General features: G+C 42.2%; 12 protein-coding genes. 1 reads left to right on the top strand and 11 read right to left on the bottom strand.

From position 1 onward, the window contains the following. Positions 1–25: 25 nt before the first annotated feature. Together QPK24_RS07770 and nrdR are read right to left on the bottom strand one after the other, a co-directional pair. Complete coding sequence (locus tag QPK24_RS07770; RefSeq protein ID WP_285747622.1) at positions 26–1,162, bottom strand: DUF2264 domain-containing protein; 1,137 nt, start codon at positions 1,160–1,162, stop codon at positions 26–28. Between the two features lie 33 nt (positions 1,163–1,195). Further along, positions 1,196–1,663, bottom strand: a complete 468-nt coding sequence (gene nrdR / locus QPK24_RS07765; RefSeq protein ID WP_160032957.1) for a transcriptional regulator NrdR — start codon at positions 1,661–1,663, stop codon at positions 1,196–1,198. 116 nt (positions 1,664–1,779) lie between these two features. Here nrdR and QPK24_RS07760 point away from each other — a divergent pair, with 116 nt between their 5' ends. Continuing rightward, positions 1,780–2,004 (top strand): alpha/beta-type small acid-soluble spore protein, encoded by a 225-nt coding sequence (locus QPK24_RS07760; protein ID WP_160032956.1) that lies wholly within the window; start codon positions 1,780–1,782, stop codon positions 2,002–2,004. A gap of 89 nt (positions 2,005–2,093) precedes the next feature. On the opposite strand, the gene QPK24_RS07755 is transcribed toward QPK24_RS07760, so the two are convergent. From QPK24_RS07755 to phoU, 9 genes are all read right to left on the bottom strand, one after another. Beyond that, the gene (locus tag QPK24_RS07755) at positions 2,094–2,657 is read right to left on the bottom strand and encodes a lytic transglycosylase domain-containing protein (RefSeq protein WP_285747621.1); all 564 of its coding nucleotides are present in this window, start codon (positions 2,655–2,657) and stop codon (positions 2,094–2,096) included. Next, on the bottom strand, positions 2,654–3,250 hold the full coding sequence (gene coaE, locus QPK24_RS07750) for a dephospho-CoA kinase (RefSeq protein WP_285747620.1): 597 nt from the start codon (positions 3,248–3,250) through the stop codon (positions 2,654–2,656). The genes QPK24_RS07755 and coaE overlap by 4 nt, the downstream gene beginning before the upstream one ends. A 14-nt stretch (positions 3,251–3,264) precedes the next feature. Beyond that, a complete protein-coding gene (locus tag QPK24_RS07745) occupies positions 3,265–4,002 on the bottom strand; it encodes a manganese efflux pump (RefSeq protein ID WP_285747618.1) in 738 nt (245 codons plus the stop codon). A gap of 156 nt (positions 4,003–4,158) precedes the next feature. Next, positions 4,159–4,989, bottom strand: a complete 831-nt coding sequence (gene mutM / locus QPK24_RS07740; protein WP_285747616.1) for a DNA-formamidopyrimidine glycosylase — start codon at positions 4,987–4,989, stop codon at positions 4,159–4,161. Between the two features lie 66 nt (positions 4,990–5,055). Then, entirely contained in the window at positions 5,056–7,713 is a 2,658-nt protein-coding gene (gene polA, locus QPK24_RS07735) for a DNA polymerase I (protein WP_285747614.1), read from the bottom strand. A 154-nt stretch (positions 7,714–7,867) separates the two neighbouring features. Next, positions 7,868–9,466 (bottom strand): glycine betaine ABC transporter substrate-binding protein, encoded by a 1,599-nt coding sequence (locus QPK24_RS23535; protein WP_320416912.1) that lies wholly within the window; start codon positions 9,464–9,466, stop codon positions 7,868–7,870. Between the two features lie 83 nt (positions 9,467–9,549). Beyond that, complete coding sequence (locus tag QPK24_RS07720; protein WP_225229008.1) at positions 9,550–10,218, bottom strand: ABC transporter permease; 669 nt, start codon at positions 10,216–10,218, stop codon at positions 9,550–9,552. After that, on the bottom strand, positions 10,205–11,362 hold the full coding sequence (locus QPK24_RS07715) for an ABC transporter ATP-binding protein (protein WP_285747609.1): 1,158 nt from the start codon (positions 11,360–11,362) through the stop codon (positions 10,205–10,207). Before QPK24_RS07715 ends, QPK24_RS07720 begins: the two co-directional genes overlap by 14 nt. Positions 11,363–11,637: 275 nt before the next feature. Then, on the bottom strand, positions 11,638–12,297 hold the full coding sequence (gene phoU / locus QPK24_RS07710) for a phosphate signaling complex protein PhoU (protein WP_285747607.1): 660 nt from the start codon (positions 12,295–12,297) through the stop codon (positions 11,638–11,640). Positions 12,298–12,308: the final 11 nt, after the last annotated feature.

Below are 12,308 nucleotides of genomic sequence, written 5' to 3'. Positions count from 1 at the left end.
TCTTTACCACTCCTCCAACTATTCGTTAGAATACCGATTGATCCAGCGGAAAGGACTGCCCGCTCCATGCTCTTTTCTGTGTCCACGGTGCGTCTCGCATCGACCAAAATGGATGATCACTTGATAGTCCCAGCGGCAGAAATAAGGTACTGCACAAATATAAACTTCCTGTAGAAATATAACCTTCTGCTAGATCTGGTTGATTGCCACAAAATCCAATCCGAAGCCATCCGTTCTCATCGAATGTATCTTCCCCAGCAAGCGTTCTCTGCAATACTGCGGTAAGCGCGCAGCGTACACTTCCACCATCTAACTCCTCAGGAAGCGTTTCCATCAGTGCAAGCTGAGATAATAACTGAAAAGCGCCAAAACGATATGCAAGCGAACGACCTACTGGAGGAAATGTTCCTTCTGGTGAAATCATACGTTCAAGCACTGCACCATATCTTCGTGCTCGGGACAATACGAATTCGTAAGCCGAGTCCCAATCAGGATACATCCCTTTGAATGTAAGGTGGATATCAATAAGCATAGGCTGAATGACAAAACTGTTATAGTAGTCCCAATGAAAATGAGGGCCATCTCCGTAGGTTCCATCCCCTAGATACCAATGCTCATGCTGTTTGAGAGCGTAATCGACTCTCATCACATCAAAATCCTCTTCTCCCATCATATACAAGGCTGCCTCAACCATAGCAGAGAATAACAGCCAATTCGAGGGGACGGCTTTGATACGACGTGTCTTCTTTAAGCACTCAATAAGCTGCTGCTTTACTCTCGGTTCAAGCTGTCCGTAAAGTTCCTGAGGAGCTCTCACAATCGCATGAGATAAAAAAGCTGCATCTACCAGCGGCTGACCGCCTTCTGTAAAGTTCATAAAATCTGGTGAATTCGGATCCGTTCCAGCGTCAATGGCTTGTCTAGCCATCACTGCATACTTATCTCTTAAAACTTCTTCTTCTCCATCCTGCTTACGTTCTAACCATGGAGCTATTCCCGCAAGCAATCTGCCAAGTGCTTCAAGATGAGCATAGGTTTCCCTACCCACTAAGGGAGAATCCACAGGCATGAGTTCCTTTAACTTCCGGTTCGATAAAGATTCCAATACAGGATCTGCTATTCGAAACATCGATTCAAGCCATATTTTTCGACTATGTATCATGAAAGTGAATTCTCCTTTATTATAAAGGTATCTTTACTCTTCGTAGGGTTCTTTGGATAATAACGTTTTTAGTTCTTTCATAAACATATTGATATCTTTAAACTGCCTATATACTGAAGCAAAACGCACATAAGCAACTTCATCAACGGGATACAGCTGTTCCATCACAAGCTCTCCAATGTCTCTGCTCTCTACTTCAGCAACTGCTGTATTTCGTAAAGAAGACTCTACGATAGACGCGATATGATCCAGCTGTTCAACAGATACAGGACGTTTCTCACAAGCCCTGATCAATCCTCTAAGCAGTTTTTCTCTGCTAAACTCTTCTCTGCTTCCATCTTTTTTGATAACAATCAGCGGTGTCTCCTCGATCGTCTCAAAAGTGGTAAACCTGCGGTTACATTGTTCACATTCGCGGCGTCTGCGAATGGACTTGTTCTCATTAGCGGGCCGAGAATCCAGTACTTTCGTACCTTCGTACGCGCAATACGGACATTTCACGAACATCACTCCTTTTATTGTATATACTTTCCAACTATTTTTCTTTTAAAAAGTGTAATGAAAATCACATTTCTGAGACATAATACTTTTACCAACTCGCAAGGAGGTGAAAGGCAATGGCACAAGGTAACAACGGAAACTCAAACCAACTAGTTGTATCTAGCGCTTCTGGTGCTCTTGAGCAAATGAAGTATGAGATCGCTCAAGAACTAGGTATCAGTATCCCACAAGATGGATACCAAGGTAACATGACTTCCTACGAGAACGGTTCAATCGGGGGTTACATCACGAAACGTCTTGTAACAATCGGTGAACAACAACTCGCTGGTCAATTTCAATAATTAGTAATTATAAAGTGCTGGACAGGTTAGCCATTAGGCTGGCCTGTCCAGCATTTATTCGTATTTTCGCAGTACAAATAGTAAAAAGATCAGAATTCCTTATAAATGTCTTTATACTGATTATAATAATAAATAACCCGCTGAACATAATGCCGGGTTTCTCCTACCGGGATCTCATTAATCGTATCGAGTTTTCCATCCCATAAACCCTTCTTAATCCAACTGCCTACATTCCCTTGTCCTGCGTTATAAGCTGCGATCGCTGCGATCGGATTACCATCAAAATGATCGGATAAATAATCAAGATACCAAGTACCTATTTCTATATTTGCCTCAGGTTCATGCTTCAGTTCATCCAACGTAACGTTCTTTTTCTGTTTTTTCTCCAGCACCCAGTTCGCTGTGTCCGGCATAAGCTGCATTAAACCAATGGCTCCCTTTTTCGATTCACGGCTCAGTTTATAATTGGACTCCACTCGAATAATGGAGGCTACGAGAAATGGGTCCACATCATAAGCTTTTGCTTGTGTCCGAATCTCATCTTTATAATGAATGGGATAAAACCAAGACATCCAATTGGTATTAAAAAATAGAAGAAATAAAAAGGAAACAAGTATAACAAGCAGTACTCTTTTTTTACGAAGCCATCTCATGATAGACCCGTGTCACGCCAGAAGGCCAAAATTTGCTTCTTCGTTTCTTCAAAATCTCCGCTGTTATCTATAATGATATCTGCCTTTTGTTTCTTCTCTTCTATATCCATCTGTGCTTTTAGGCGCAGAATTGCCTGATCCTTGTTCAATCCATCTCTCTTCATTAACCGCTCTAATTGAACTTCTCTTGGTACATATACCAGCATGATCTGATCATACCCATCTTCAAGTCCTGACTCATAGAGAAGAGGAATATCAGCAACAATAAGACGGTCTGGAAACTGCTCTTCGAATTTATGCTTACGGTCTCTCATCTCCTGACGAATGGCAGGATGAGTAATTTGATTTAATGCTTGAAGCTGATCTGGATGATTAAAAACTAGCTCACCGAGCTTCTTACGGTTCAGTGATCCATCTTCTAGCAGAACAACTTGTCCGAAATGTTTTGTAACAGCAGCAAGCACAGGGTGCCCGGGAAGCATGACTTCCCGAGCGATCTGATCTGCATCAATTAAAATCGCTCCAAGGCTTACAAGAAGCTTGGAAACACTGCTTTTACCTGACGCAATTCCGCCTGTTAATCCAATATTCATGTATTCACCTCAAATTAAATCAGCTTCAATATTCCCATAATAATTAACATAATGGCAGGCAAGGCTGTCAAAGACTGTACAAAACTTGAGTTTGCAAAACGAAAACCTGCCTTTAAACCAAAGACGAGAAACAAACCGCTGAAAAAAGCGATCATTACTGAGGTTAATAAAGGTGGTAAACCAAGCAGTGCAGCCCCCAGCCCAGCGCCAAAGGCATCTAAAGATAATGCAATCCCAAGCCACATCGCTTCATAACCCGAAATACTTCCTGAATCGTCCATATCTGCAGCAGAAGGTTTCTTTAGTATTTGAATTACAAGACCAAACTTTTGAATCTCCAATAAAAAAACGGTAGTTTTTGATTCCGATTCAGACGATTCCGCCTCAGCCATACTATTCTTTCCCGTTTCCTGAGATAAAAGCGAAGTATCTGAAGATAAGTTCGCTTTTTCTTTCCATGGATCCGTCTCCGAATCTGCAGATTTGGACCTAAATGACTGAATGAGTGACCAGGTTCCCATAGCAATGAGAATCCCTGCTCCAATCCATGATGCTACACTCGGAGATACGAAAGCGGATAATAAAACTCCAATTTGCATCGAAACTCCAATCACAAGACCAGAGCAGATGGAGATAATTGCGATCGATAGCCAAGGAATTTTCATTTTGCGAAGTCCGTATGTAATGCCTATACCAAAGCCATCCAGACTAAGCGCAAAAGCAAGCAAAAATAACGTCAATAAATGAGGCACCCTTCATTCCTCCCCTAACTAGGCCGCAAAGCTGCTTCTTAGCAGAAAGCAGGCTAATGCCTAAAACTGCGTTGCCCTAGCAGTATATGGGAACCGGGTTAAAAGGGTGCCTATTCATCAAGGCTCGCTTACCTGGAGCTTGTTTATATCCATTCGTTACGCCAAAACCTGACATCTTGGGCAGGTATGAGTACCGCGTCCACCTACCACAGTCTTGACAATCATTGTTCCACATTGTTCACAAGGCTGATTTTGACGGCCATATATTTTGAACTGATGCTGAAACATGCCCATTTCACCTTGGCCGTTGACATAAGATTTAATGGTAGATCCGCCAGCTTGTACCGCCTCAAGAAGTGTATCAATGATAGACTGATGAAGCAGTTCAAACTGCTCGTCCGTGAGCGTATTCGCGGGTTGTTCTGGATGAATCCCTGCCCTAAATAGCGACTCATCAACATAAATATTCCCAATCCCTACGACATATTCCTGATTAAGAAGAGCCGTCTTGATCTTGGTAGATCGTTTCCCAATCGCTTTACGAAAAGCGTCTAGTGTAAAAGATTCGTCTAGCGGCTCAAGCCCTAGCTTCATCAGCGGTTTGTTCGTAAGATCTTCCCCCGTGGGAAATAGATGCATGGTGCCAAACTGTCTTACATCCTTGTAACGAAGCTCTGTTCCATCAGAGAAATGAAATACAACATGCGTATGTTTCTCTAGTGGCTCATCTTCCGAATATAAACCATAACGTCCCTCCATACGGAGATGAGAGACAAGTACAAGTCCATCCAGGATGATTCTCAAAAATTTACCTCTGCGTTCCACACCTTGAATGGTATGTCCGACAAGCTCCATAGCAAATGCATCAATATCATCTGGCCGCTGAATGATTCGCGGTAAATGAACGGTAACACGATCTATATATTTTCCTACGATTAACGAATTTAATGTTTTTTTGACTGTTTCTACTTCCGGAAGTTCCGGCATGATGTCTTCACCTCATCCTCCATTATAGCGGATTTTGAGGCAATCTTATACCCTTATACACGGGATTTACTTCGCCTCATACCAGTTTCTTCCGAAGCTGACTTCTGCTTTCAGTGGAACGGCTAATTCCAAGGCTTTACCCATCACTTCAGGTACTAATTCCTTCATTATTTCTAATTCCTCTTCCGGCACTTCAAATACCAATTCATCGTGTACCTGCAACAGCATCCGGCTTTTCAGATTTTTCTCCGTAAGTGCTGCATCCATGTGCACCATAGCCAGCTTGATAATATCAGCAGCAGTTCCTTGAATCGGCGTATTCATCGCTGTACGTTCTGCAAAAGAACGAAGATTAAAGTTGCTTGCATTAATTTCTGGTAAATAACGGCGGCGACCAAGAAGTGTCGTTACATACCCGTCTTGTTTAGCCTGTTTCACGATATCGTCCATAAATTTACGAACACCTTTGAACACATCAAAATACTGCTCAATAAACTGCGATGCTTCTTTTCTTGTAATGTTCAAGTTCTGAGACAGACCGTAATCGCTAATTCCATATACGATTCCGAAGTTAACAGCTTTTGCGGATCTCCGCATATTGCTGTCTACCGCTGATTCCTCCACTCCAAATACATCCATTGCTGTTTTGGTATGAATATCCATATCATGTACAAAAGCTTCTTTTAGATTATCGTCATCCGAGATGTGAGCAAGCACACGAAGTTCGATCTGAGAATAATCGGCAGCGAGAATGTACCAATTCTCTTCAGAAGGAACAAACACTTTGCGGATTTTACGTCCTTCTTCGAGACGAATCGGAATGTTCTGCAGGTTTGGAAACTGACTGCTGAGTCTGCCGGTGGCAGCAATCGTTTGTCGATAGTACGTATGCACTTTTCCTGTTTTATCCGAAATTTCTTTCAGTAATCCTTCTACATACGTCGATTGCAGTTTCGCAATTGAGCGGTACTCTAAAATGTGCTGAACAATTTCATGATACGGAGCAAGTTTCTCTAGTACTTCTGCATCGGTTGAGTAACCTGTCTTTGTTTTTTTAATAACCGGTAATCCCAATTTATCAAAAAGAATTTCGCCTAGTTGTTTTGGCGAGTTCAGATTAAATTCAGTTCCCGCAATCTCATAAATTTTCGCAACTAAAGAAGCTATGGTCTGTTCAAATTCAGATCCAAGCGCTTTAAGCTCATCTACATTGGCTTTGATTCCCTGCTTCTCCATGTCAGCAAGGATGCGTGACAAAGGCATCTCTAGATCATAGAAAAGTTCATGCATTCCTGTCTCTTCCAAGTCCTTCTGCTGCAGCGGAATCAGACGGGAGATCGTTTCTGCTTTGCGGCATAAATATTCGCATACCACTTTCTCTTCGGGAAGTTTATATTTAGCCCCTTTACCGAACACTTCGTCATCTGACTGCAGGCGAGCCAGACCATATTTCGATGCGACTCCCCATAGCGTCTGGTTTGAATCTGTAGGATCAAGCAGATAACCTGCAAGATGCACATCAAAATCAGCCCCTGCAAATGGCAACCCATTTGCATGCAGTACAAGGTCTACTCTATGCAGATCATATCCTTGTTTCGGGTACTCCGCATCCCCAAGCCACTCTCTTACCCCTGCACATGCTTCCGTAGAAAGCATCTCTGGGGTAATAAAATAATATTTTTCACGATCTGTCAGCACAATCCCAATTAAAGCCGCGTGATGCGGGTTGTCCCCTCGAGATTCGACATGGACAATCTTCATACCTGGAAGTAATGGGAGTAATTCTGCTATGTTTTCTTCCGTTACAATAACAGTCTCAATCTCTTCTTCTTCCGGTGTATTCTCATTCGCATCTGCCTGTTTAACAGTAAAGGCAAGTCGATCTAACAATGATTTGAATTCCAGCTTCGCAAGTGCCGGAGCAGCAGACTCTTCCTGAATACCTCCGAATACCATGTCATCCCAAGTTTTCTCCAGCGGTACTTCGCGGTAAATAGTAGCCAGCCGTTTACTGAGCCGTGCATCTTCTGCATGCGTTTCTATTTTTTCTTTCATTTTCCCTTTGAGTTCCGAAGTATTGCTCAGCACCTCTTCAACTGATCCAAACTGATGAAGCAACTTCAGTGCTGTTTTCTCTCCCACTCCAGGAACACCAGGGATATTATCAGAAGGATCACCCATCAATCCTTTAAGATCAATTATTTGCAGCGGAGAAAGACCGTAGCGTTCTTCAATCTCTTTTGGACCGTAATTTTCAATTTCAGATACGCCTTTCCGAGTAAGTGCAATATTTACGTTCTCCGATGCCAGCTGTAACATATCTTTGTCACCCGTAACCACAAGAACTTCGCGGCCCGCTTCATCGGCACGTTTGGTGAGCGTTCCAATGATATCGTCTGCTTCATATCCAGATAGTTCAAACTGAGCAATACCGAATGCGGTAAGCAGTTCTTTCAGTACAGGGAATTGTTCCGATAATTCAGGCGGAGTTTTTTGGCGTCCACCCTTATATTCTTCATAACCTTCATGGCGGAACGTTACTTTCCCTGCATCAAAAGCCACCATCATATGTGTCGGCTTGTGTTCTTCCAGCAACCGAAGAAGCATGGTCGTAAATCCGTACACCGCGTTTGTATGTAATCCGCTCGAATTCGTCAGCGGGGGCATGGCAAAAAAGGCTCGATAAATAATACTATTTCCATCAATCAAAATAAACTTTTCCATAGATACACCTCTCTTACTCTTGTTTCACTTCTCCCTATATGATAACACATGGGAACTCTGCTTCAAAAAACAAAACAAAATAACTAGTCACTCTCCTGCATTATCGGCCAAATGGAAGAAAAACAGTCCGAACCGAAGTTCAGACTGTTTCCTTTTACCGTTTTGCTATTTTAAATCGTTCTGCCAGTCTTCCAAGGAAGATATCAGCCAGAATGGCAAGTAAAGCAGCAGGGATGGCACCTGCTAGTATTTTAATATTATGCCGCTGATTAAGACCTGCATAGATTTCACGGCCAAGTCCATCGCCCCCGATAATCGGTGCGAGTGCAGCTACACCAATTGCAATGACCGCAGCTACACGTAAACCTGCCATAAGGAATGGAATGGATAAAGGCATTTCCACTTTCCACAGCAGTTGGAACCGGCTCATGCCCATCCCTTTTCCTGCATCCTGAAGTCCAGGACTAACTTCCTTCAAGCCTACAAACGTATTACGCACGACGGGATTTAAAGAGTAAAGGAATAACCCAATAACGACACTTTTGAATCCGAGACCGAACATAACCATGAGTAGAACGAGCAGAGCCATACTTGGAAGTACTTGAATAATGTTCGTAAAGAACATGATGACTCTGCCTGTTTTTTCATAACGAGCACTAAGAATACCAAGCGGAATCCCTATAACTAAAGCAAGTCCCAACCCGCAAAGCACCATTAAAATATGTACCCATGTTAAATGTAATAAGTAAGATGCATTTTCCGTAACGTAATAATAAAATTTCATGAATGAATTCGCATCTGGATGCATCGCTGATGCAGGAAGCTTTGATTCGTCAAGTAATCCAAGATCGACCAAATACTTCATCGCGACGGTCCGCGGTTCCATTTTTTCTACATCTACTTGATAACTAAGCTCTGTCATCGTATCTGCATCAATCGTTCCCACAAGTGAAGAAAGCACTTCATCCAGTTCAGGATGCTCTTCAATCAGCTCTTTACGAACAACCGTTGAAGCATCAAATGGAGGGAAGAATTGTTTATCATCCTCAAGGGTCACAAGGTTAAATTCTTTAAGTCCTGGATCTGTCGTATATGCTAGAACAACATCTACAATGTTATCAGCAACTGCGGAGTATACGAGTGAAATTTCCATAGGAGAAGTCTGAGCAAAAGTAAACCCGTACTCTTTTGTGAATGCCGGATATCCATCCGTCGGACGTTCAAGCCAAGTCGTATCCACTCCAATTCTCATATCTCCTGCATGTTCTTTTAAATCAGACATTTTGCTAAGACCGTACTTATCTGCAACTTCTTGTTTTACCGCCAATGTATACGTATTCTCGAAGCCAAGCGAATCATACCATTTCAGATTCCATAGCTTATCAAAACCTTCCTGAGCCTGACGGAGTACTTCATCTCGATCCCTTGTATCCTCAACTTCAAAATAACCGTTAAAAATTTCTCCCGAATATAAACTTCCCATATCCATTTCGCCTTTGCTAAGTGACCTTAGCAGCAGACTGGAAGAAGCTAGATCTGTCGTTACATCAACACTTAAATCTGTACGATCTTCAATTAATGCCTTATATATCTCAGCAAGCACTTTGGTCTCTGTAAAGGTTTGTGTACCTATTCTCACCCGGTCAGCAGCTTCTGCCTTACTAGGCAAGCTTACTGAAAAAATAGACAGAATGAGCATAAATAGAACCAATGTGCGCGTGACTTTCCACGATTTTTGTTTTGTAATTCTCATTTGTACGATCTCCCTCTTTCCTTAGTAGCTTATGAGACTTTGATCTTTATATCTCATATGATTTCTTCAGACAATTAGGAAACCTACGCCTTTGCACTATTTTGGTTTGGTCTAATTGCTTTCTCTAGTGCTCCTAGTAACAAGTCAGCAAGCAGTGCAAAAAGAATAGCTGAAAGTGCGCCTGCTACAATAAGTTCGGTCTTGTTTACCCCAAGTCCCGACATAATTAACTGTCCGAGTCCACCAGCTCCAATAAGTCCAGCGAGAGTAGTCCAACTAATGATATAGACTGTCGTTATTCTAATACCTGACATAATGTACGGAACCGCCAAAGGCAGCTCGATCTGAAATAAACTTTGAAGTCTGCTGTAGCCCATTCCCTTTGATGCATCTCTCAGTGCAGGGTCAACTGCCTGTAGTCCAGCATATGTATTTCGTAAAAGCGGCAACAAAGAATATAAAAATAAGGCAACAATGGCCGGTGTCATTCCGATACCGAATAAAGGAATCATGAGAGCAAGAAGCGCTAAGCTTGGAATGGTTTGAAATAGATTCGCCACACTGAATACCAGGGAATTTACCCATTTTATCTCTGAACTTGAGATCATGATCGCTACGGGTATCGCAACGACAATGCCTAAAATGGTAGCAATCGCTGCAATTAAAGCATGCTGACCTGCTGCACTAAGAATATCTGGGTAACGTTCACCTATGAAAACAAAGAAACTTTTTATCGATTCAAATACCTGCATTCACTTCTGCCTCCTCTGGTTCTGGAGTATAGACGTCTGCAAGCAGTCTTACCACACTACCTCTTGTGATGAGACCAAGGAAGAGTCCATTTTCATCCACGACAGGCAAATTAGAAAGCTGATTCTCATTCAGGATCGTAAGCGCGGTGGTCACCGAATCTCCTCTATAAAGTACGTGCTCTATAGGGTTCATCACATCGACTATTTTCTTATCTTCTTCACGATAATGTTTGATTAACTGATAGATCGTCACGTTACCAAGCAAACGTTTATTTTTATCAACCACCAGCAATGAGTCTACTTTACGTCTTTGTAGAATGGTAATTGCTTCTGCAATCCCTCTGGATGGGAACGCTGTAGCTGGATTGTTAATCATCACTTCTTCGACATTCGGGAATTCTGTGAGGTCGTCTGACAGCAAGCGATCTTTACCGATAAAGCTTTCCACGAATTCACTTGCCGGGTGACGTAAGATCTGATCTGGAGTTCCTACTTGTTCTATTTGTCCACCTTTCATCAGGACAATGGTATCGGCGAGTTTGATCGCTTCATCCATATCATGCGTAACGAAAACGATGGTTTTTTTCACTTCTGTTTGAAGACGAATTAACTCATCTTGCAGTTCTTCTCTGCTAATCGGGTCAAGTGCACTAAAAGGTTCATCCAGCAAAATAATATCGGGATCTGCTGCCAGCGCACGAATGACACCAATCCGCTGTTGTTGTCCGCCACTGAGTTCAGAAGGATAACGATTCCCGAATGTCTCTGGTGCAAGTCTGACTTGATTAAGGAGTTCATCTACACGTGCATCGATTTTTGTTTTATCCCATTTCAGCAAACGAGGTACGACACCTACATTTTTAGCGATTGTCATATTGGGGAATAGACCCACACTTTGAATGACATAACCAATGCTTCTTCTGAGGTCAACTGCATCCATTTTCGATATATCTTTCCCGTTAATCAATATTTGACCATGGGATGGAACATTCAAACGATTGATCATTCGCATCGTGGTTGTTTTACCACAACCAGAAGGACCAATGAACACCGTAATTTCACCTTCTTTGATCGTAAGATCAATGCCTTTCAATGCTTCAAAACCATCATCATACACTTTCTTAACACCTTTAAATTCAATCATGAATCGTTTCCCCCTGTCATATTTCGTCACTGCGCCTAAAAAACTCCCAGCATATAGCAAAAAAAGCCGATGTCAACAGCGGCTCATTTCACTATCTTTACGAAATTTGCTAGGTGAGTTGCTTAACTGACAGAGTATAATTACCCACTACTGCACAAAAAGAAACAGAATTATCCGAAAATTTCTAAAAAAATAGAAATTCGTGAATAATTCTGCCATTTGGAAGAGACTAAAAACCTATACATTACTAAGGATTTCTATGCATTTCGTCCTCTTTATTGATTCAGGTCAGGACGTTTACCTGTAACTAAATATACAGCACTTTCACCAATATTGGTTGCATGGTCACCAATTCGCTCGATATAACGGCCCACCATCATAAGAAGCATCGCCTGGGAAGCATCTTGCGGATGATCCACCATGAGCGCATATAAGTCTGTCATCATATGGCTGTACAGTTCATCCACTTCATCATCTGTTTTTGCCATTTTGTAAGCCAAATCTGCATTTTCATCCAGATAAGAAGTTATGGAATCATCGATCATAAGCTTTACAATCTCCCCCATCCGCGGGATATCGACAAGAGGCTTGATTAGTTTCTGACCTTCCATACGCAGTGTCACTTTGGCTACATCCAGTGCCAGATCACCCATTCGTTCCAGGTCACTTGAGATTTTGAAAGCTACGATAATTCTTCTTAGATCTTTAGCGACAGGCTGTTGTGTAATAATCAGTTTCGTTCCAAGTTCCATAATCTCTTCTTCCATTGCATTCAGCTGGATATCTTCCGATACGACCTTCTGCGCAAGTTTGAGATCACCTGACTTTAAGCTGCTAATGGCATCTACCAAAGCTGTATTTACGTGTTCCGCCATTTTAAGCAATACATCTCGAAGCTGATTTAATTCCCGGTCAAATCCCTTTCTACGAATCATCCTTGCTGTTC

It is taken from the genome of Paenibacillus polygoni, from assembly GCF_030263935.1.
GTDB lineage: Bacteria > Bacillota > Bacilli > Paenibacillales > Paenibacillaceae > Paenibacillus > Paenibacillus polygoni.
Note: the sequence above shows the minus strand (reverse complement) of the source record. Positions and strands in the feature narration are given on the sequence as shown.

Bases quoted from the DNA above. Each gene is read 5' to 3' on its own strand.
- phoU (WP_285747607.1), bottom strand. From the start codon at position 12,297: ATGATTCGTAGAAAGGGATTTGACCGGGAATTAAATCAGCTTCGAGAT.
- mutM (WP_285747616.1), bottom strand. From the start codon at position 4,989: ATGCCGGAACTTCCGGAAGTAGAAACAGTCAAAAAAACATTAAATTCG.
- polA (WP_285747614.1), bottom strand. From the start codon at position 7,713: ATGGAAAAGTTTATTTTGATTGATGGAAATAGTATTATTTATCGAGCC.
- QPK24_RS07720 (WP_225229008.1), bottom strand. From the start codon at position 10,218: ATGCAGGTATTTGAATCGATAAAAAGTTTCTTTGTTTTCATAGGTGAA.
- QPK24_RS23535 (WP_320416912.1), bottom strand. From the start codon at position 9,466: ATGAGAATTACAAAACAAAAATCGTGGAAAGTCACGCGCACATTGGTT.
- QPK24_RS07770 (WP_285747622.1), bottom strand. From the start codon at position 1,162: ATGATACATAGTCGAAAAATATGGCTTGAATCGATGTTTCGAATAGCA.
- QPK24_RS07760 (WP_160032956.1), top strand. From the start codon at position 1,780: ATGGCACAAGGTAACAACGGAAACTCAAACCAACTAGTTGTATCTAGC.
- QPK24_RS07715 (WP_285747609.1), bottom strand. From the start codon at position 11,362: ATGATTGAATTTAAAGGTGTTAAGAAAGTGTATGATGATGGTTTTGAA.
- QPK24_RS07755 (WP_285747621.1), bottom strand. From the start codon at position 2,657: ATGAGATGGCTTCGTAAAAAAAGAGTACTGCTTGTTATACTTGTTTCC.
- coaE (WP_285747620.1), bottom strand. From the start codon at position 3,250: ATGAATATTGGATTAACAGGCGGAATTGCGTCAGGTAAAAGCAGTGTT.